The following is a 20,014-nucleotide window of genomic DNA, read 5'->3' as shown; positions in this document are numbered from 1 at the left end:
TGGTGATTTGTCACCAACATCAGCAAGCGCCCACATGAATTACCTGATCAAATTGTTAAAGAGCTGGTCGCTGAGGCAGTGCCCCGTTGACGTGTGGCGTATACTACCCGATTTCCCGCCAGGGTCAACAGCGATTTGAATATTTATGAGTAAAAACCTAGCACTGCATTTAATAGCCGTCACACCTACCAAATTAACTCGGCGTAAACCGTTTAAGCTGTAGCCAAACGAGCCATCAGCTCTTGACGACGCTGCGGGGTAACAAAAGCCTCTTCAATAGCATTGCGGGTTAGCTGACGAAATACCGCTTCGTCCCAACCAAACGCATCGGCGCAAGCAATGTGATTGGTCAACATACCGCCACCAAAATAGGCGGGGTCATCCGAGCTAATGGTTACCTTAAGCCCTTCAGCCAAAAGCTTGGGCAGCGGATGATCACGTAGATCCTCTACTACCTTCAAGCTGACGTTGGAGAGCGGGCAGACCGTTAGAACAACCTGCTCACGGCGTAAACGCTCAACTACTTCATCGCTTTCTAAACAGCGCACCCCATGATCTATACGCTGAACGTCAAGAACATCCAGCGCTTCTTTAATATACTCTGCTGGGCCTTCCTCCCCGGCATGGGCTACACGCACAAGCCCAAGCTGCTTAGCGCGCTTAAACACCTCAACAAATTTTAACGGTGGATTATTGTGCTCAGCACTATCCAGACCGATAGCATCTAGCATTTTCCAATAGGGAGCGGCTTGCTCAAGTACATGCAACGCCTCTTCTGCGGGACGGTCGCGTAGAAAAGCCATGATCATGCCGATAGAGAGGTCGAGTTTATCCTCTGCCTCCTGCTTAGCTTTTAATAGCCCAGCCATTACCACTTCAAGCGGCACGCCACGCTGTAGATGCGCCTGGGGATCAAAATGCATGTCGATATGCACAACACCCTCCTCCCGCGCGCGCTTGAAATAATCCATCGCCAGATCGTAAAAGTCTTCCTCGTTACGCAGTACGCTCATGCCCTGAAAATAGAGATTCAGGAACCCCTGTAGATCATTGAAGTGATAAGCGTCCTTGGCTTCTCGAACTGTCGTATAGGGCAGCTCAATCCCATTGCGCTGTGCTAGCGCGAACATTAACTCTGGTTCCAGAGAGCCTTCGATATGCAAATGGAGCTCTACTTTAGGGAGATTGCGTAAAAATTCGTGCATGGAGGGCTCCTAGCGGTCTTATCAATTAATCAATGTCGCTCATTATCGATTATTTAAGCGGGCATTGGTTAAGTTTACCGGCATCTAGATGCCAGTGGTACTCGACCCCAGGCAATGGGTTCAGCAAACTAACTTGATGGACAAAGAAGATAACCGTTCGATTACTCAGCCATTTATCCAGAGAAGACGCGATGTAGTTTGCCGTCGCCACATCTACCCCTGCAAACGGCTCGTCAAGAATCACCACTTGAGGATTACATAGCATCAGGCGTGCTAATGCCAAACGCCGACCTTGGCCACCCGAAAGCTGCTGGCCTTTCTCTCCCACCGCTGTGGCTAAGCCTTTCGGCAGTTGCTCAACCCAGCTATCCAAGGCAACGGCACTCAATACCTCCCAAAGCTTGTTATCGCTTGCGGTGGGGTTTGCAATACGCAGGTTCTCAGCAATAGAGGCATCAAACAGATCCACCTGCTGAGTAAGCATGGCAAAATGATTAGCACGGCTTTCGGCCGAGAGCTGCCACACTGGCACGCCGCCTACCATTACCTCACCCTGAGGTGCTTGTAAGCGCCCCATCAACACACTGGCTAAAGACGATTTTCCGGCACCAGAATTGCCGGTAATCACGGCTCGCTTTTCAGCGGGCAGGTGAAGATCAATACACTTTAGCGCGGGCTCTAATGTTTGCGCATAGCGCAGAGAGAGCTGATTAACCTGGATGCTTAGGCCAACGTCTTCAGGCAGCGAAACGGCGGGGGCAGCCGGCGATGAGTCGCCGGTTAACGCATTTAACCGACGCACCGCTGCATAGCTAGCGCCTAGTTTGATAAAGCTCGCGGGTAGTGCAATAAACGCCTCATTCGCTCCCAGCGCTATTAATGCAGCCATCACCAGAATAGGGCCCGACACCAACTGCTGACTGAATACCAGGCTAGCGAACCACACGACTGCCACTACCATTAAACCGCTTATGACACTCACCAGGCAGTTTATTAGCGCCGCCTTACGGCCCAAGCGACGCTGATTGCTGAACGCTTGCTGCTCTTGAGTAGCGATCATGGTCCGATGCCACTGGGTCGTTTGGTAGCTCATCAACTCAGCTGAGGCCTGTACTTGATCGACCACTAGACGACGCAGCGACTGCTGATCAACCACCTGCTGATAGCTTTGCGAAAATCCCCAGACAGCAGCTAACAGTGTCACCACTAGCCAGAGCAAGCCCAGTGTCACTGCCATCAGCACGCCAACCCCGGGCAGCCAAATAGCCACAAACAGCGACACAGCCACCACACTAAGTAGCGCCACTAACGGTGGCACCAAGAGGCGCAGATAAAAATTATCCAGGGTATCGATATCCGCCGTTAAACGGCTCAGCCAGTCGCTGGCACGCTCACCACGCAAGCGAGCATCATCAAAGCGCGTCAAATAACCAAACACCCGATAACGCAGATCCGCAAGCAGCGTTAACACCGTATTATGGTTATACAGCCGCTCCATGTAGCGCGCTATAGTGCGCGCCAAGGCAAAAAAACGAATGCCTCCACCGGGGACGTAAACATCTAACCGTGCGGGCAACCCCATGGAAAGCGCGATACCGGCCAGGGCACTAGCGGTGATAAACCAACCCGATAGGCCCAAAAGCGCCAGCCCAGCCATCAGGGTGACAAACACCAACAAAGTGCCCAACAAGAAACGTCGACGACGCCGGAGGAGAAGCAGCAGCCAGGGGCAGAAGTCGCGGTAAATAGCCCTCATTCGGAGACCTCCACCAACTCACCCTGCTCAAACGCCAAATGGCGCTGGGCCGCGTCAATAACTGCCGGGTGATGGGTCGCTATCACCAGAGTGCGGCCCTCTTGGGCAAGCTCTAGCAAAGGGGCCATCACCAACTGCTCAGTCTCGTGGTCTAAACTCGCCGTCGGTTCGTCTAGCAGCACCAGTGATGCATTGCTGAGATAGACGCGTGCAAGGGCCAGGCGCTGCGCCTGACCACCTGACAACCCTACCCCGCGCTCGCCTATTAACGTATCCAACCCATCGGGCAGTTGCGTTAACAGGGGCCCAAAACCCGCTCGCTCTAGTGCGGTGAGCATTTCTTCACGGGAAGCGTCAGGGGACGCTAAGCGCAAATTATCGATCAAACTGCCATGCAAGAGAGAGGGCTGCTGATCCAGCCAGGCAAAGTGACTATCTTCCTGCCGCCTATACTCCCCAGCACTGGGGGCGATAAAGCCCGCCAGCAGCGCCAGCAGCGTCGACTTGCCGCTGCCGGAAGCACCGCTGAGCACGACGACTTCGCCGCGCTGAATAGTGAGATTGATTGGGCCTATCACTTGCCCACGGCCAGGGTAAGTAACACAAACCGCCGTTAACTCTATGGCTGATCTATGCGACAGCGGCATCAGAGAACGCTGCTTGCTCACCAAGGTTGCCTGGTTGAGTATATTCACCACGCTTTCGGCAGCGCCCAAAGCCGCAGCGCGATCATGGTAGTGCTGAGAAAGGGTGCGCAGAGGCTGAAAAAATTCGGGTGCAAGCAGCAGCACCGCCAAGCCCGAAAAAAGCGTCAGTGCAGGAGACGGCCCATACTCGATGTAGCCCAGCAGGCCGAAACCGACGTACATGGCCACAACCGCAATCGCGACCGAGGAAAAAAACTCCAGCACCGCCGATGAGAGGAAGGCTAGGCGAAGAGTACGCATGCTAAGGCGCCGATAACCGTCAGTGGCATACCAAACCTCCTGCTGCGCCGCTGCCGTGCGGCCAAAAAGCTGAAGTGTGGTCATGCCCCGCACACGGTCAATAAAGTGCGCCGACAATCGAGACACTGCAACAAACTGATCACGATTAAGGCGCTCCGCCCCCATACCAACCAACGCCATAAACAGCGGAATTAGCGGCGCAGCAAGCAACAGAAACAGAGCCACCAAATAATCGAGCCACCCCGCCACCGCCAGTATCAATAGCGGCAAGAAGAGTGTAATTCGTAGTTGAGGGTAAAAACGCGCGAAATAGCCTTCCAGCGCATCAATGTGCTCGACCACTTGGTTAGCTAGGGAACCGCTGTGCTGGCTGGTTAGCCAAATCGGGCCTAGCGCGGACAGTTTATCCAACAGCTGAGCTCTGGCACGTTGTCGAATACGCAGACTGGCTTCCAGGCTCAGCATTTCATGCCCCCACTGAAAGGCTGCGCGTAACAGCACGCAGCCCACCAGCAGGGAAAATATCGGCACTAAAGATATGGGCGATTGGTCATGAACCACCAACTGATCAATAAGCCAAGCAAGCCCCACCACCACAACGATCGTTTGACTACCTGCCATCACGCCACAAAGCGCTGAACCAAGCAGGCGCTTACGCTCTCCCTTAGCCAACATTTGCAACCAGCTGCGCGGCGTAAGAGAAAGCGCGTCTTCATTTATCATGGATCAGTGGTATCCCTCGCCTACACGCACCTTGCCGCGGAACACCCAATAGGTCCAGGCGGTATAGGTCAATATAATCGGGATAACGAATACCATACCTACCAGCAGGAACAGCTGTGACTCCGGCGAGGAAGCCGCATCCCATAGCGTATAATCCGGTGGCACGATCACCGGCCATTTACTGACGATCAGACCTAAATAGGTAAAGACATAAATGCCGATAGTGGCCAGGAAAGGCACCCCTTCACGCCGTTTTTGCACCGAACGGAAAACCACAAAGGCACAAGCCAAAGCCATGAATGGAAAAACCCAGATCAGTTGAATATTCCCGAACCAGCGCTCCCATACCAACGGGTTCACAAACGGCGTCCAGAGGCTGATTACGGCGAAAACAAACAGCACTATTGCCAGTAGCAGCGGAGTAATCTTATAGGCCCAATCCTGCACATGGCCCTCTGATTTCAGTATCAGCCAAGTAGCCCCCAACAGCGCATAACCCGCCATCAAGCCCAGCCCGGTTAACACTGAGAAAGGCGTTAGCCAATCAAAGGCGCCGCCCACATAGGCAAAATCCTCAACCGGGAAGCCCTGGATATAGGCCCCTACCACCGCACCTTGGGCAAAGGCGGCGATCGCAGACCCCCAGCAAAAAGCGCGGTTCCACCAACGGCGGTTACGGCGGGATTTAAAGCGGAACTCAAAGGCCACGCCGCGGAAAATAAGCCCAGCCAGCATGAGAAAAACACCGATATAAAGCGCGGGCAAAAACACCGAATAGACCAGCGGAAAAGCACCCAACAGGCCTGCTCCCCCCAAGACTAACCAGGTCTCGTTGCCATCCCATATCGGCGCTACCGAGTTCATCATCACATCCCGGGCATCTTCATCGGGTGCAAAGGGGTAAAGAATTCCAAGCCCCAAGTCGAAACCATCCATTAGCACATACATCATGATGCCGAAACCAATGATGAAGGCCCAAATCAACGTTAGATCGAACATTTCCATGTCTAGCTCCTCACCGGGTCAACGTCATCGTCAAAAGGTGTATGTGCCGCCGACATAGGCCGCATCGGACGCTTGAAGTTCTCATCAGTGGTTTCGCGCTCCTCTTCCGGCAGCATGCCGTTACGCACAACGCGCGTCAGGTAATAAATACCGGCGTAAAACACCACAGCATAGACCAAGACATAGCCGATCAACGTAAACAGCGCCATTGGGCCAGTGAGTGAGGGCGTCAATCCCTCTGCATGAGTCATCATGCCGTAAACCAACCACGGGGAGCGCCCTGACTCAGTGACGATCCAACCCGCCAAGACAGCAATAAACGGCATGGGGATCATCGCCGTCAGGCCTTTTAAAAATAGCCGCTTGTCGTAGATGCGCCCTTTGCGACGCAAGATTAGCCCCGTCAACGCCACCGCAATCATCAGCAGCCCAATGCCCACCATGACACGGAAGCCCCAGAAAACAATCAGCACCGGCGGCTGCTCTTCAGGCGCCGCCTCGCTTATTCCCGGCACCTCCCCATCAACAGAGTGAGTCAAGATGATACTGGCCAGGTTCGGAATACCCAGCTCAAAGTGATTGGTTTGAGCCTCTTGATCAGGAATCGCAAACAGCAGCAGCGGTACATTGCCAGAGGTTTCCCAATGCCCTTCCATCGCCGCCACTTTAGTCGGCTGGTGCTCTAACGTATTAATGCCATGGAAGTCGCCGATAACTGCCTGGGTGGGCGCTAAAAAAAGCAGTAGCCAAAGGCACATAGAGAGCGCGCGACGATTCGCTTCCGGATCCCGATCGCGCAACAGAAACCAGGCACTCACCCCTGCCACAACAAAACCACCGGTTAGAAAGGAGGCAACGGCCATATGCATAAAGCGGTAGGGAAACGAGGGGTTAAAGATCGCCTCGCTCCAGGAGGTCACGTGGAAACGGAAGTCGACCAACTCAACACCTGCCGGGGTATGCAACCAGCTGTTAGCGGACAGAATCCAGAAGGAGGAGATAAAAGTGCCCACTGCCACCATAATGGCAGCAAATAAGTGAACCCCTTGGGGCACCTTACCGCGACCAAACAGCAGCACGCCCAAAAAGGCTGCCTCTAAAAAGAACGCCGTGACGACTTCATAGCTGAGCATGGGGCCAAGGAAGTTCGATGAAGCCTGGGAAAAGTTACTCCAGTTAGTACCAAACTGGAATGACATAACAATGCCTGATACCACCCCCATGCCAAAGACAACGGCAAATACCTTTGTCCAGAATAGCGAAAGGCGATCCCACGCAGGGTTCTTCGTCTTGAAGAAAAGGCCATGAAGCAGCGCTATGTAGGATGCAAGGCCAATCGTAAACACGGGGAAGATGGCGTGAAACGACACGACAAATGCAAATTGCAATCGTGACAACACCAGCGGATCAAGTTCCATTTCACTCTCCTAAGACCTGAATCGGTATCCCATGGATGGGTTAACACAAGCTTAGTTGAGCCTTCATGGCACGACACTTTTAGTTATAAGCACTAAGCTTATTTCTTTACGCAAGGCTCCTTAGTACAACGCTGCTTTGCGTTTGCGTTGCGGAACTAAGCTTCTATCACTAGCACACCTCTTGGACAATCATTATATTACAGCCATCGGATGTCCAAGATGAGTCGCATTGACGCACCAATCCCCCGCATGAGGCGCAATGACGCAATAAGGCTATCGCGACATTATGACGACGCTGACCATATAACCGGTGTAGGCGATAAATAGCGCCAGCAGAATCCCCCCTTCCAAGCGGTTTATACGCCGAGGGCGGCCACGCCAGGAGAATGCAAACAGGATCATCAACAGCGTCATTCCGGTCATCACACTCCAGTCGCGCACCAGCACTTCGCGCCCAGCTTCAATGGGCGCAATAACGCCGGCAAGGCCGACTACCGCCAGGCTGTTAAAGAGGTTGGATCCGACCACATTCCCCAGCACCATGTCGTGCTCATTTCGGCGCAGGGCGGTAATAGAGGAGGCTAGCTCAGGTAGCGACGTGCCAATAGCGACCACGGTAAGACCAATAATCAAGTCGCTCACACCAAAGCGCAGCGCAATTTCTACAGCTCCCCACACCAGTAGCCGTGAACTGGCGATTAGCAGCACTAACCCTACCAGGGTCCACATGATAGCTTTGCCCCGGGACATCGGTTTGCTATCCAGGGTTTCTGCTACTTCAGCAACCAGCGCATCTTCGGGTTGATTGCGCGAGCGAACGATACTCACAACGATAAAAACAACCAACGCCAGCAAAAGGCACACGGCCTCCCAGCGCGCGACAAATCCGTCCAGCAGCATCAAACCCGTCGCCAGCATGACCAGCATCAGGATAGGCATCTCTTTACTGATAACGCTAGAATGCACCGACAGCGGCGCCACAAGGGCTACCAAACCGAGAATCAAACCGATATTGGCAATATTTGAGCCGTAGGCGTTACCGACAGCCAAGCCAGGGTTTCCGTCCATAGCCGCCAGAACGGACACCATCATTTCTGGCGCCGAGGTTCCAAATCCTATGATCAACATCCCGATCAGCAATGGGGACAGGCCAAGCCAGCGCGATGTTGCCGCCGCGCCGTCGATAAACTTCTCGGCACTCCAGACCAATAAAACCAATCCAAGCACAACCGCTAATGTGGGAAGCAACATTCCATTTCCTTCATGACATAATGATTGTCACAGTTTGCAGATTTTGTACCGAAGTACCACTTCATAGCGACGGCAGTCAGATGCTATTACTAGCTATCCTGACCTCTATGCTGCGACACTTTAATGAGGAACCAACCTGACAGAAAAGTAGGCGGCCTTTATGATCGCATTTAACTGCTCGTCACTGCGCCGCAGCATCGTTGTCTAAACTAACGCTTTGGTCAAGCGGCTAGCCTATGTTTTTTAACACTCTTTCAGCGACATAGGCTTGCTAAAATGCGCATTTGACAGCCTAATCCGCCACATCCTAGTAGCTTTGCTAAGGGTTCGCACTGAGAGTTTTGCTTTTTGCTTCCACAACGATTGATTAAGCGCCGCACATTACCGGTTAACGCCCCCCTTGTTGACCGTTTGCCACCTGAGGCTCGAACTCAGCGAAGGCGTTTGCGTGCCTGTCACGAGTGCGACTGGGTATCGGCACTGCCGCCGTTAAACTCAGGTGAGAAAGCCAGCTGTCCGCGCTGTTCACATGTTTTGGTTAAACGCCATCGCTACCCGGCACAGCGCAGTATGGCCCTGGCCATCGCCTCCCTTGTTGCGCTTATGGTCGCGGTCTCGTTCCCCTTTATCAGTTTCACGGTCAGCGGGGTGAGTAATCGTATTGAGCTAACTCAGACCGCCACCACACTGATTGGCTTTCACCAGCCAGTGGTCGCTATCGCCGTCATTATGACCATTGTGGTACTCCCCGCGGTCTATCTACTGGGTGTCCTTTGGCTCCAGTTTGGGTTACTGCGCGATCGCCCCCTGCCCTTTAGCCGTGACATCGCACGCTCACTGGCGCACTTAACGCCATGGATGATGGCCGACGTGTTCATTATCGGCGCTCTGGTAAGCCTGATAAAAATCGCCGGATTGGCCGATGTAACAATAGGCATCTCCTTCTGGGCGTTTTGTGCTTTTGCACTACTGCTACTGATGACAACCCAGTCCCTGGATGCCGACTGGATGTGGTTCTCGTTAGAAGGAGAACCACTGGCTCCCGAAGGTACGCAAACAGGACTGCCTGCTGGCGCTCAAGGCCTGACCGGCTGCCCTACCTGCGGGCTGATCAACCGCTTATCGCCCCAGGGGCGTGGTCACTGCGTTCGCTGCAATGAAAAGCTTCATCAGCGACTGCCGCATAGCTTACAGCGCACCTGGGCACTTCTCGCCGCCTCGGCCGTTATGTACATTCCTGCTAATGTGTATCCCATTATGACTACCACCAGCCTGGGCAACTCCTCACCTTCAACCATCATTGGCGGCGTGGTTCAACTAATCCAGATGGGCTCCTGGCCGATTGCGGCGGTTATTTTTATTGCCAGCGTGATCGTTCCCGTCGGCAAGTTATTGGCGTTAATCTGGCTATGCTTAGTGGTTCGGCGTAGCAGCGCATTAAACGCCCAAAGCCGTACGCGACTCTATCGTCTAACGGAATTTATTGGACGCTGGTCAATGGTCGATGTTTTTGTGGTGGCCATACTCGTGGCACTGATTCGCGCAGGCTCCTTGATGTCAATTACACCAGGCCCGGCGGCACTCGCTTTTGGCTCGGTGGTTGTATTAACCATGCTAGCGGCGATGACATTTGATCCGCGTTTAATTTGGGACACTCCGCTTCCACCTCGTCACTCCCTTCTTCGCCGTAAAGCGGCCACCAAGGAACCTGTTGATGGCTAATGAAACAACACCGCCTAATACCAATCCAACAAACGACCAGGATCTTAATAAGGCCAAAACCTCACGCCAAACCCGGCTCTCCCCTATCTGGGTCGTGCCTATCGTTGCGATTGCCATTGGTCTATGGCTGGTTTATGACAACTACGCCAGTCGCGGCACGTTGGTGACACTGACCATGGAGAGTGCTGAGGGTATTGAGGCGGGCAATACGCTGATTCGCAGCCGTAATGTTGAAGTGGGCCGGGTGCAAGGTGTGCGCTTGTCGGACGACCTTTCCCATGCCGTACTGACCGCTCGTATTCAGCCGGAGGTTGAGGATCTTCTGCGCGAAGACACCCGCTTTTGGGTGGTTAAACCACGCATTGGCCGTGAGGGGATTAGTGGTTTGGGCACCGTACTCTCAGGTGCTTATATTCAGCTTGAACCAGGCACCGCGGAAGCACCACGGCGGGAATTTCCCGTCAGCGATATCCCCCCGGTTGCGCCCGCCGGCCAAGCGGGGCTACGTCTTAGTTTGACGAGCCAACTGGGCAACTCACTGCGGGTGGGCGACCCTGTCTCATACCAGGGCTATACCGTGGGGCGTATCGAAGAGAATAATTTTGAGCCTCTCTCACGCACCATGCAGCATCAGGTGTTTATCGAAGAGCCATACACCGATTTAGTCACCGACAGCACACGTTTTTGGACGTCTAGCGGTATTGACTTTCGCTTAGACTCCGACGGTGTGCGCGTTAACGTTGAATCCCTTGAAGCACTCCTGGGTGGCGGTGTTACCTTTGGCGTACCCGAAGACCTGCCCATGGGACAGCCGGTTGAAGCCAATACCCGGTTCACTCTCTATGCCGATGAAAACGCCGCCCGCGAAGGTACTTTTAATCGCTATCTAGAGTATGTACTGCTGGTAGACGAAACAGTGCGCGGACTGTCCAAAGGAGCCCCTGTAGAGTTTCGCGGTGTGAGATTGGGTACCGTTGCTGCCGTGCCCTGGAATTTTACCGCACCACAGCCCGACTCACGGGCCCGCTTTGCCATCCCCGTACTCATCAGGATTGAGCCTCAGCGCCTGGGTATTGAAAATAGCGATATTGACCTTGATGAGTGGGAGGCGCGGTTCCAGCGTATGTTTGGTCTGGGGCTACGCGCATCGCTAAAAAATGGCAGTCTGCTAACGGGCGCCCTGTTTGTCGACTTAAACTTTCAGCGAGACTTGGCTGATCAGTATGTTGCCGAGCGCTTCTCGGATCGTCCAGTGTTCCCCACCGTCCCTGGCGGCTTTGCCCAAATACAGGCCCAAGTGACCAATTTACTTGATAAGCTAAACGCCCTTGAGGTTGAACCGCTGCTAACCGGCTTGGATCGTAACTTACAGGCCTCCGAACAGATGCTGAATGAAGTTCGCGAAGTGAGCGCCTCTCTGAACCAGTTGCTCAATGATCCTGAAACACAGGCCGTTGGAGGAAACCTTAACGCGACGCTGGATGAACTACGTAGCACGCTCCAGGGCTTATCGCCTTCATCGCCAGCTTATCAAGAGCTTACTACGGCCATTGAGCGGCTGGATCGCTTGATGCGTGACCTACAGCCATTGACACGTACGCTCAATGACAACCCCAGAGCGCTGTTGTTTGACAATCTGGATGCCCAAGACCCCATTCCGCGCGCGCCACGAGATTAAGGAGCCCACTATGCTCACAGGGACGCAGATATTCAAAGGGACGAATATGTTAAACGCAGCAAGTATGCTGACATGGATAAAATGTTTGCCGCTGCTGATGGTCTGCGTACTGGTTTCGGCCTGCGCCAGCAGCGTCACACCACCCTCTCGCTATATGCTGCCGAGCGACCCGCTGACTAGCACCGCTCGCCAGCCCGAGGGCACGCTTATAGTGAACTCACCTCGGCTTGCCCACTATCTGGATGTCGACGGCATTGTGATGCAGCTAGACGACATTACGTTGAACGCCGCTCGCGAGCATCAGTGGGCAGAAGGGTTAGGCAGGCAGTTAGAACGGAATCTGCGCGCCAACCTGGCGCAAGCGCTGCCAACACTTAGGGTTATGCGTGCGGAAGGCGAACAGGCTAACGCCTTGACGCTGCGCCTCAACGTGGATCAATTCCAGGGGCGCTTTGACGGTGTCGCCGTGGCTAGCGGCCAATGGCAATTACTTAACGATGCTGGAGAGCTGTTAGTGATGGAAAACTTCTATGCAGAAACCCCTCTAGCAGAAGATGGCTACCCAGCCCTGGTGCGCGCATTAAGTGATAGTTGGGATCAAGCCGCCGAACTGATCGCCACTGAAATACGTCAGGGCGATTATTTTGATTAATCAGCGCTTTTCTAAACGGAGCTTGCTGCACTACGCTTAATGCTAACCCTCTGAGGGATGTCACTATGACAGCTGAACAAAGCCAGACCACAGGCCTGCCCGTTGAACAACTGCGCGATACCATTAACACCCTCATGCATACCGTCACGGCACTGCTTGAGGGTGAATTGACGCTAGATGTACTCGAAACGGCTTTAAATAGCCACGACGAGCTGCGTGGCCAGTTAACAGCTCTAAGTCGTGACACCTCAACGCTAGCCGCGCTTCAGCGCATTGAGCAGTTCATTACCCTTCAAGCGGGGCACTATTATCAAACGGCTAGCGCCGATTTTGATGAACAGCAGAACAGTCGTTTTCTCACCCTTTTTGCACGACAATTACTGGCGCTTGATGGCATAGGGCCAGCCACGGCCCGCCAACTGTTTCAACTTGGTGTTTTCACCCCTAAGCACTTTTTTGCATTACCTCCCAAGGAAGTCGCCCAGCTCGACTTGCCCGCGGCTACGTTAGCACGGTTAATTCCACTGCATGCCCAGGCACCGCCACTGGAACGATTCAGCGAAACAAGCTGAGGCCCCATAACCGTGTTACACTACCCGGCTTATTACTGACACGTAGTTTTCTGGTGTGTCCGTGCACACCAGGATGATAGTGCTGCTTGGCGCTATAACCTTCACGTCTCCTGTCACGGTCATCCACGGCTAACCAACGACCATCGCGGCACGCTGAATTATCTGGCACACTTCGCTGCCGCGAAGGTGAATCAACCTCGCTTTTTGAACATAACACCTAGTGATAACAACCATTTACCGGTATTAATTCACTAGGTGACTGCGGAGAACGCATGAGCTTTTCTGAACTTGGCCTGCACGCCGATTTGTTACGCGCTGTCACAGCGCAAGGTTACACCGAACCCACCCCGATACAACGACAGGCTATTCCCGTCGTACTAGAGGGGCGTGACATGCTGGCCAGCGCCCAAACCGGCACGGGTAAAACCGCTGGTTTCACGCTGCCAATGCTGCAACGTTTAAGCACTGGCAAGCGGCCTGGGAAACGTCAGGTACGCGCACTGGTACTAACCCCCACCCGTGAGCTTGCCGCTCAAGTAGGCGAAAGCGTATCGACCTATGGACAACACTTGGCTCTGCGCTCCCATATTATTTTTGGCGGCGTCGGCCAACAGCCTCAAATCGATGCACTAAAAGCGGGTTTGGATGTACTGGTTGCCACCCCTGGACGCCTGCTGGATCTCCATCAGCAAGGGCATGTGGATCTCTCCTGCGTTGAGATCTTAGTGCTTGATGAAGCTGACCGTATGCTGGATATGGGCTTCATTCACGACATTAAACGCTTGCTGCGCCTAGTGCCTAAAAAGCGCCAAAACCTGCTGTTTTCGGCGACATTCTCTAACGAGATCCAGACCCTGGCACAACAGCTGCTGGATAACCCGGCGATGATTGAAGTCGCGCCGCGCAATGCCACTGCCGACAAAATTGAGCAGGCCATTTACCGCGTTGATCGCGAGAAGAAGCGTGAACTGCTGGCCCACTTGATTCAGCAAAATGGCTGGTTCCAGGTGCTGGTATTTACGCGTACCAAACATGGTGCTAACCGCCTTGCCGAGCAGCTCTCCAAGCAGGACATCCCCTCCATGGCAATCCATGGTAATAAAAGCCAGGGAGCTCGTACTCGCGCACTAACGGCATTCAAGAGTGGCGACCTACAGGTACTGGTGGCCACCGATATCGCTGCTCGCGGTCTGGATATCAATGAGCTGCCCCACGTGGTTAATTTCGACCTGCCCAACGTAGCGGAAGATTACGTCCACCGCATTGGCCGCACCGGTCGGGCTGGCAGCAATGGCGAAGCCGTTTCGTTGGTATGTGTCGATGAAGACGCCCTGCTGGGCAACATTGAGCGCCTGATCAAACAGACGCTGCCTAAGCACATTGAGCCAGGTTTTGAGCCCGACCCCAGTATCAAACCTGAGCCCATCGAAAATGGCCGACGCAATCAACGTCAGCCGCGCGCCAAACGCAAACCCGAAGGCCAGAGTGCCAATACCGGTGGCGAGCGTAAACGTCGCGCACGGCGCTAGCTCAGCGCGCAGGAATATGCGAAGGTGTCGCCTTTGCATATTCCAAGCCGCTGTTTTCCGCAGCTATTTTAGCCAATACCTTTCACGGAGTGATTATGGCGTCTTCTCAACTGATGACCGAGTACCGCCAATGGCTGACGTTTCAACGTCAAGAGCAGCTCAGCCGCGAACACCAAGGAATCGTGCAGCGTTTAGAGGACGCCCGGGCGTCAGCAAACCAAGTGGTGCAGGCCTATCGCAGTATGGCTGAAAAGGCCTCAATCGAAGGCGCCTGCTATCGTACGATTTTCCTACGCCAGCGGGATGACAATTACGCCCTCCCCTGCGAAGGCTGGCTGTTTGTGCGCCGCATGCTTAGCGAAGGTAACAGTACCCGCGTACGCGTCACCCTGCTGGAGACCTTCACCCTTGAAGATGGCATCTTGGCGCCAGGTGATAAGCCTGCACGTAAGCTAACGTTAGAAATATTCGACCAGTTGAATATGGATAAAGGCATGCGCACTAACGTTAGAGTTGATTGCCTGGACACTCCCCAGGATTACCACTTTATTACGCTACTCGATGCCGTTCGCGGAGACTTGCGTCCCCACCTTAAGTAAGCACTCGTATGGCAACGCGTCGCTCGATTACGTTTATTTTACTGATGGTTGTGGTGGGGCTAAATCTACGGCCCGCCATGTCTTCGGTTGCTCCATTACTTACCCGCTTGCAAGAAAGCGCCGGGCTTTCCGCTAGCGCGGCGGGTCTACTCACCACGCTCCCCGTGCTTTTTTTAGGCCTCTCCGCCCCACTTGCCCCTGCCCTGGCTAAACGCATAGGCAGTGAACGGGCGCTGAGTGTGGCACTGACACTGCTGGCTGTTGGATTGATTTTGCGTGGCTTGCCGCTTGCCGGCGGGCTCTTTATCGGCTCGGCGATGGCAGGTTGTGCAATTGGCGTTGGTGGCACCCTGCTACCGGCCTTGGTGAAGCGTGAACTCCCCGACAGTGCCGACCTGCTCACTGGCTTATACACCATGGCGCTCTGCTTGGGAGGCGCTTTAGGTGCCGGACTCAGCGTTCCACTGACCCAACTGCTCGGCAGTTGGCAGGCGAGCTTGATGAGCTGGTCACTGTTGGCGTTATTCGCGCTAGTGCTTTGGCACATCCAAATGCCCCGCACCACCATGACCAACACATCAACAGCGCCTAAAAGCGGTATTTTACGGCTTCTTAAGCAGCCACTTACCTGGCACGTTATGCTGTTCATGGGTATTCAATCCTCCATGGCGTACATCGTATTTGGCTGGCTGCCTACACTGCTGGTTGATCGCGGTTATAACGAGGCCGATGCGGGCTGGACCATGGCGGTGTCTATTATGTGCCAGCTTGCCTCAGCGCTGGGCGCCCCCTGGCTTGCCCGCATGGGGCGTGACCAGCGTCCTGCGCTGCTGCTTGTGCTGCTTAGCACCGCCATGGGCCTGTGGATGCTGCTTATCGCCCCACTGGTATGGAAATGGCCCGGCGCTGCACTGCTGGGTATCGGCCAAGGTGGCAGCTTTAGCCTGGCGCTAAGCCTGTTAGTATTACGCACGGCCAACTCACGCCTTGCCGGTCAGCTTTCTGGGCTTGTCCAGGGCGGTGGCTATACGCTGGCCGCACTCGGCCCCTTTGGTGTGGGGGTTATGCTGCAATCAGGCGCCAACACCCCACATATCGCCTGGCTGTTGATTGCCCTGATCCTGGTTTGCTGTGGCTTTGCGCTGCTTGCGGGCCGCAATCAGCGCTTAGACGATCATAGTGGCGAACTTTTGGTACAACGTGTTACGCCTACTTTCTGAATTAGCAGGTTTCGCATAAAGCCCCAGGAGATGGCGATGCCCCCCTACTCACCTCTAGCCGACAGCGTTTCCTCCCAAGAGCGCATTTTAGTTATTTACACGGGCGGCACTATCGGTATGCAGCAGCATGCAGAAGGGCTCAGGCCTGGTGGAGACTTCACTACTCGCATGGCGACGGCGCTTAACCAACTACCGCTTGCCCAACAGCAATCACTTCCGTCTTATGAGGTTGTTAGCTACACCACGCTGATTGACTCAAGTGCGGCTACTCCCCTCACTTGGCAACAGCTCGCCCGCGATATTAACGACCAGTTAACGGCCTACGCCGGTTTCGTGATTATTCACGGCACCGATACACTCAGCTGGACCGCCGCGAGCCTTGCCTATCAACTTCAGGGCTTAGATCGACCAGTGGTCGTCACCGGCTCAATGTCGCCATTGGAATCGCCAGGCAGTGATGCCTTGGACAACTTGCACGGCGCGCTGCAGTTTGCCGCTAAGCCCGAGCTCCAAGAAGTGGCTATTTACTTTGCAGGGCAATTGCTGCGGGGAGCCAGAGCTATCAAGCAGCACAGCGAAGCAGCCAACGCCTTTGCCAGCCCCAACTACCCACTGCTCGGCGAGCGCGTAGGCGACGATTTTGTTTATTACCCCAGCCGCGGGCTTGGCCTGCAACAGCGTGGCGCGCCGCGTTTCGAGCTCCCCGACTACCGTCTGGTCAATCAGGGAGAGATCGTTCGCATCGCTCTTTGGCCGGGCATATCCGCGTGGCAGCTAGAGGCATGGCTGAGTGATTCGCGTGTTAAAGGGGCGTTGCTTCAGCTTTGGGGCGCTGGCAACCTTCCCAACGCTCCTCATTTGCTTGACGTACTCGCCAGAGCCAGTGGCGAAGGCAAATTACTCGCTGCCATTAGCCTGTGCCCGCAGGGTAGCGTCCACCTGGGCGTTTACGCAGCGGGACACGGCCTTAACGATGCCGGCGTACTCGCTGGCGATGATATGACCCCAGAGGCAGCGTTCACCAAGCTGGCCCACTTACTGGCCCAACCGCTCACGTTGGAAGATCAGCGTCAGCGCTTTTTAACCCCACTCGTCGGCGAACGTTAATCAAGCAAAGCTTTGAATGCTGGCGTAGGCTGAGAATCAAGCTATGTTGAAAGGATCTATCTAACCGTTTGAAGGAGCAAAAGATTATGGAAAAGCCAGTGCATCATTTCAGCGAACTGTTCGAACAGCTGGGCCTAGCATCTGACCCTGATTCGATAGAACGCTTTATCCAGCGCAATGCTCCGCTCCCGGAAACGATGCCCTTGGCTGAAGCCCCCTGTTGGAACGAGGGACAGGCAGAATTTCTAAAAGAGGCCGTGGATGAGGACGCCGACTGGGCAGAGGTGGTTGATCATCTTGATGCTTCCATGCATAAGGCCCAATAAGCTTGATGAGTTAATGAACGTTGCGCGCCGCCTCTATGCGGCGCCTGTACCAAGCTCCAATCAATAACAGTATCGCCAGCGCTATTAATGGCAGCACCACATCAAATTGCAGCGCATTCTCCTCCTCAATTGCCTCCAAAGCGCCATAAATCGCACTACTATAAACTCCCCACTTGACCGCTAAACCAAGCGTTGCTGCCAACAAATAAGTCTTAAGGGAAATACCACGCAGTCCTGCCGCAAAATTGATAACCGAGTGAGGGAAGCCAGGCAATATCCGTAAAGCACACTGGGTCATCAAGTCGCTACGCTGCTCCAGCATCTTCATAACCTTCAACGTCAAACCGCTTGGGTTCCAGTTTTTTCCAGCGCGAGCGGCTATTTGATACGCTCCCAACGCGCCTACCACACTGCTTAGTGTCAGCATCACGGTGGCAATTATCGGTGGGTAAAAGGGTGCAATTAACCACAGCCCAATACTGCCGGGCAATCCAATGGCTAACGTCACAGCCATGATCACCATCACCCCGATAATAACGACAGGATGATGCGATGCCTGGGAAGCCCACTGCTTCACCGCCATCAAATCTGGCGAATACCAAAGCCACACATAAGCCAGCATGGCAAAACATGTAAACCCTAACGCCCAACGCCAAGGGTATCTTGGTGGGTTATTCATTCAAACCTGCTTATCATGCAAACGCGCCTCTACACGCTCAAGAATTTGTCGACTGACTTTTCCGACTAGCGGCTTGGCGGCTTTGTTTACGGCCTTCTCCATTAAGCGATTGCGAATTTCATAGCTGAGCGTCAACGCCACTTCGGTACCTTCTGCCACCTCGCGAAGACGGTACCGCCCCTGGTTCTTCACACCGTCCAGCGACTCCCAGGCAAGCACATGGGGCGGCTGGATCTCGGTCACCATGACATCAAACGCCCAGTCCATGCCCACAGCACGCACGTGCCAGCGATAGCGGTTTTCGCCCAGCGTTTCTATCGAGCGAATCAAATCCGAGTAATCGGCAAAATCCTCGACACGGCGCAATAATTCAAACACACGTTCGGGCGGAGCGTTAATGATTTCACTATGTTCAATCGTTGCCATTGGTTCGCCTCTAACAACATGGATGAATAGCGTAGCATGTTGATATTCATGCTGCCCGCCTACGCACTTTTTACTTCAATCAGGTACATGGTAAGCGCTAGAACTGGTCAGACTAACGTCTATTGCGTAAACTGCCGCCCTTCCGGACCGGACCCCGGAGCGCCGCGCCAGCTAAAGGCTGCTCGCGATTAATAAATTCTCCGACAAAGAGTGCTTTCTTATGTCATCAATACCCCAAGTGACTGCTAATACAGCTACCACCACCGTTGTTATCTATTCCGGCGGAATGGACTCTTTTACCGTGCTTCACCGCGCGCTGCGTGAAGGGCTTAGCGTACACGCGCTTTCCTTTGACTACGGCCAGCGCCATGCCCGCGAACTCGATACGGCACGCCAAGTGTGCGCCTCGTTAGACCTGCCCCATCAAGTGGTCGACATTCGTGCGATACACGGTTTAATTGATAATTCAGCGCTCACCAATCAAGACCAGGCGATGCCCCAGGGCGACTATGACACGGACAACCTGCGCGCTACCGTGGTGCCTAATCGTAATATGATTTTGCTCTCCCTGGCGATTGCCAAGGCCGTGAACATTGGCGCAGAGCGAGTCGACTACGGTGCCCATGGAGGTGACCACGTTCTATACCCTGACTGTCGACCCGAATTTGTCGAGGCGATGAATCACGTAGCGGGCATTGCCAACTTCGAGCCAGTGAAGCTACATGCTCCTTATCTTTCTGCGAGTAAGGCCGATATCCTGCGTGAAGGCCTGGCAATGGGGTTGGATTACCGCCATACCTGGACCTGCTATGAAGGCCGTGAAATGGCCTGTGGCGTATGCGGTAGCTGTCGCGAACGGCTGGCCGCCTTTGCCGCCAACGGCGTGACCGATCCACTGGCTTACAGCGTAGACAGCGCAGTAGGTCAGCGCTGATGTATCAGGTTAAAGAAGCTTTTTATACTCTGCAGGGGGAAGGTGCCCAAGCAGGAAGAGCGAGCGTTTTCTGTCGTTTTAGCGGCTGCAATCTGTGGTCGGGCCGTGAGCTTGATCGAGCGACGGCTAAATGCACTTTTTGCGACACTGACTTTATTGGCACTAACGGTATCAATGGCGGTAAGTTTGCCACTGCTACCGAGCTTGCTGAGCACATTGCCGCGCTGTGGCCCAACCAAAGCGGTGACGCCAAGTCGCAGGCGAC

General features: G+C 54.3%; 18 protein-coding genes and 1 pseudogene. 11 read left to right on the top strand and 8 right to left on the bottom strand.

What is annotated here, in order from left to right; translation table 11 throughout:
* Positions 1–212: 212 nt before the first annotated feature.
* The 6 genes from JI62_RS10170 to JI62_RS10145 all read right to left on the bottom strand — a co-directional run bounded on the left by JI62_RS10170 (position 213) and on the right by JI62_RS10145 (position 8,305).
* A complete protein-coding gene (locus JI62_RS10170; protein WP_088700046.1) occupies positions 213–1,205 on the bottom strand; it encodes an adenosine deaminase in 993 nt (330 codons plus the stop codon).
* Between the two features lie 49 nt (positions 1,206–1,254).
* Positions 1,255–2,961, bottom strand: coding sequence for a thiol reductant ABC exporter subunit CydC (gene cydC / locus JI62_RS10165; protein WP_088700045.1), 1,707 nt, complete (start codon positions 2,959–2,961; stop codon positions 1,255–1,257).
* Positions 2,958–4,631, bottom strand: coding sequence for a thiol reductant ABC exporter subunit CydD (gene cydD, locus JI62_RS10160; protein WP_088700044.1), 1,674 nt, complete (start codon positions 4,629–4,631; stop codon positions 2,958–2,960). The genes cydC and cydD overlap by 4 nt, the downstream gene beginning before the upstream one ends.
* 3 nt (positions 4,632–4,634) lie before the next feature.
* Complete coding sequence (gene cydB / locus JI62_RS10155; RefSeq protein ID WP_088700043.1) at positions 4,635–5,636, bottom strand: cytochrome d ubiquinol oxidase subunit II; 1,002 nt, start codon at positions 5,634–5,636, stop codon at positions 4,635–4,637.
* A gap of 2 nt (positions 5,637–5,638) precedes the next feature.
* The gene (locus JI62_RS10150; RefSeq protein WP_088700042.1) at positions 5,639–7,054 is read right to left on the bottom strand and encodes a cytochrome ubiquinol oxidase subunit I; all 1,416 of its coding nucleotides are present in this window, start codon (positions 7,052–7,054) and stop codon (positions 5,639–5,641) included.
* A 273-nt stretch (positions 7,055–7,327) separates the two neighbouring features.
* Entirely contained in the window at positions 7,328–8,305 is a 978-nt protein-coding gene (locus JI62_RS10145) for a calcium/sodium antiporter (protein ID WP_088700041.1), read from the bottom strand.
* A gap of 363 nt (positions 8,306–8,668) precedes the next feature.
* Between JI62_RS10145 and JI62_RS10140 the strand changes: the two genes are divergently transcribed.
* The 9 genes from JI62_RS10140 (at position 8,669) to JI62_RS10100 (ending at position 17,710) form a co-directional block, all read left to right on the top strand.
* A complete protein-coding gene (locus tag JI62_RS10140; RefSeq protein ID WP_088700040.1) occupies positions 8,669–10,027 on the top strand; it encodes a paraquat-inducible protein A in 1,359 nt (452 codons plus the stop codon).
* Entirely contained in the window at positions 10,020–11,705 is a 1,686-nt protein-coding gene (gene pqiB, locus JI62_RS10135) for an intermembrane transport protein PqiB (RefSeq protein WP_088700039.1), read from the top strand. The genes JI62_RS10140 and pqiB overlap by 8 nt, the downstream gene beginning before the upstream one ends.
* 64 nt (positions 11,706–11,769) lie before the next feature.
* Positions 11,770–12,357, top strand: a complete 588-nt coding sequence (locus JI62_RS10130) for a PqiC family protein (RefSeq protein WP_088700056.1) — start codon at positions 11,770–11,772, stop codon at positions 12,355–12,357.
* A gap of 65 nt (positions 12,358–12,422) precedes the next feature.
* A complete protein-coding gene (locus JI62_RS10125) occupies positions 12,423–12,929 on the top strand; it encodes a helix-hairpin-helix domain-containing protein (RefSeq protein ID WP_088700038.1) in 507 nt (168 codons plus the stop codon).
* 272 nt (positions 12,930–13,201) lie between these two features.
* On the top strand, positions 13,202–14,458 hold the full coding sequence (locus tag JI62_RS10120; RefSeq protein ID WP_088700037.1) for a DEAD/DEAH box helicase: 1,257 nt from the start codon (positions 13,202–13,204) through the stop codon (positions 14,456–14,458).
* 95 nt (positions 14,459–14,553) lie between these two features.
* Positions 14,554–15,057 (top strand): hypothetical protein, encoded by a 504-nt coding sequence (locus JI62_RS10115; protein WP_088700036.1) that lies wholly within the window; start codon positions 14,554–14,556, stop codon positions 15,055–15,057.
* 8 nt (positions 15,058–15,065) lie between these two features.
* A complete protein-coding gene (locus JI62_RS10110) occupies positions 15,066–16,277 on the top strand; it encodes a CynX/NimT family MFS transporter (protein WP_088700035.1) in 1,212 nt (403 codons plus the stop codon).
* A gap of 30 nt (positions 16,278–16,307) precedes the next feature.
* A complete protein-coding gene (locus tag JI62_RS10105) occupies positions 16,308–17,384 on the top strand; it encodes an asparaginase (RefSeq protein WP_088700034.1) in 1,077 nt (358 codons plus the stop codon).
* An 86-nt stretch (positions 17,385–17,470) separates the two neighbouring features.
* Positions 17,471–17,710, top strand: coding sequence for a DUF2789 domain-containing protein (locus JI62_RS10100; RefSeq protein ID WP_088700033.1), 240 nt, complete (start codon positions 17,471–17,473; stop codon positions 17,708–17,710).
* A 10-nt stretch (positions 17,711–17,720) separates the two neighbouring features.
* Here JI62_RS10100 and JI62_RS10095 read toward each other — a convergent pair whose 3' ends face one another.
* Complete coding sequence (locus JI62_RS10095; protein WP_170938525.1) at positions 17,721–18,389, bottom strand: TVP38/TMEM64 family protein; 669 nt, start codon at positions 18,387–18,389, stop codon at positions 17,721–17,723.
* Positions 18,390–18,815: an SRPBCC family protein gene (locus tag JI62_RS10090; protein ID WP_088700031.1), complete on the bottom strand. Its 426-nt coding sequence runs from the start codon at positions 18,813–18,815 to the stop codon at positions 18,390–18,392.
* Positions 18,816–19,035: 220 nt separating this feature from the next.
* Between JI62_RS10090 and queC the strand changes: the two genes are divergently transcribed.
* Together queC and JI62_RS22890 are read left to right on the top strand one after the other, a co-directional pair.
* Positions 19,036–19,749, top strand: a complete 714-nt coding sequence (queC, locus tag JI62_RS10085; RefSeq protein WP_088700030.1) for a 7-cyano-7-deazaguanine synthase QueC — start codon at positions 19,036–19,038, stop codon at positions 19,747–19,749.
* Positions 19,749–20,014, top strand: a pseudogene (locus JI62_RS22890) (7-carboxy-7-deazaguanine synthase); the annotation flags it as partial. The gene queC and the pseudogene JI62_RS22890, both read left to right, overlap by 1 nt.

It is taken from the genome of Halomonas campaniensis (genome assembly GCF_002211105.1).
In the GTDB taxonomy this organism is placed as follows: domain Bacteria; phylum Pseudomonadota; class Gammaproteobacteria; order Pseudomonadales; family Halomonadaceae; genus Vreelandella; species Vreelandella campaniensis_A.
The sequence above is the reverse complement of the archived record's forward strand: the minus strand, read 5'-3'. Positions and strand labels throughout refer to the sequence as shown.

Coding starts and splice junctions, on each gene's coding strand:
- queC (WP_088700030.1), top strand. CDS start 19,036: ATGTCATCAATACCCCAAGTGACTGCTAATACAGCTACCACCACCGTT.
- JI62_RS10170 (WP_088700046.1), bottom strand. CDS start 1,205: ATGCACGAATTTTTACGCAATCTCCCTAAAGTAGAGCTCCATTTGCAT.
- JI62_RS10150 (WP_088700042.1), bottom strand. CDS start 7,054: ATGGAACTTGATCCGCTGGTGTTGTCACGATTGCAATTTGCATTTGTC.
- JI62_RS10120 (WP_088700037.1), top strand. CDS start 13,202: ATGAGCTTTTCTGAACTTGGCCTGCACGCCGATTTGTTACGCGCTGTC.
- pqiB (WP_088700039.1), top strand. CDS start 10,020: ATGGCTAATGAAACAACACCGCCTAATACCAATCCAACAAACGACCAG.
- JI62_RS10105 (WP_088700034.1), top strand. CDS start 16,308: ATGGCGATGCCCCCCTACTCACCTCTAGCCGACAGCGTTTCCTCCCAA.
- JI62_RS10125 (WP_088700038.1), top strand. CDS start 12,423: ATGACAGCTGAACAAAGCCAGACCACAGGCCTGCCCGTTGAACAACTG.
- JI62_RS10115 (WP_088700036.1), top strand. CDS start 14,554: ATGGCGTCTTCTCAACTGATGACCGAGTACCGCCAATGGCTGACGTTT.
- JI62_RS10145 (WP_088700041.1), bottom strand. CDS start 8,305: ATGTTGCTTCCCACATTAGCGGTTGTGCTTGGATTGGTTTTATTGGTC.
- JI62_RS10130 (WP_088700056.1), top strand. CDS start 11,770: ATGCTGACATGGATAAAATGTTTGCCGCTGCTGATGGTCTGCGTACTG.
- cydD (WP_088700044.1), bottom strand. CDS start 4,631: ATGATAAATGAAGACGCGCTTTCTCTTACGCCGCGCAGCTGGTTGCAA.
- cydC (WP_088700045.1), bottom strand. CDS start 2,961: ATGAGGGCTATTTACCGCGACTTCTGCCCCTGGCTGCTGCTTCTCCTC.
- JI62_RS10100 (WP_088700033.1), top strand. CDS start 17,471: ATGGAAAAGCCAGTGCATCATTTCAGCGAACTGTTCGAACAGCTGGGC.
- cydB (WP_088700043.1), bottom strand. CDS start 5,636: ATGGAAATGTTCGATCTAACGTTGATTTGGGCCTTCATCATTGGTTTC.
- JI62_RS10095 (WP_170938525.1), bottom strand. CDS start 18,389: ATGAATAACCCACCAAGATACCCTTGGCGTTGGGCGTTAGGGTTTACA.
- JI62_RS10090 (WP_088700031.1), bottom strand. CDS start 18,815: ATGGCAACGATTGAACATAGTGAAATCATTAACGCTCCGCCCGAACGT.
- JI62_RS10110 (WP_088700035.1), top strand. CDS start 15,066: ATGGCAACGCGTCGCTCGATTACGTTTATTTTACTGATGGTTGTGGTG.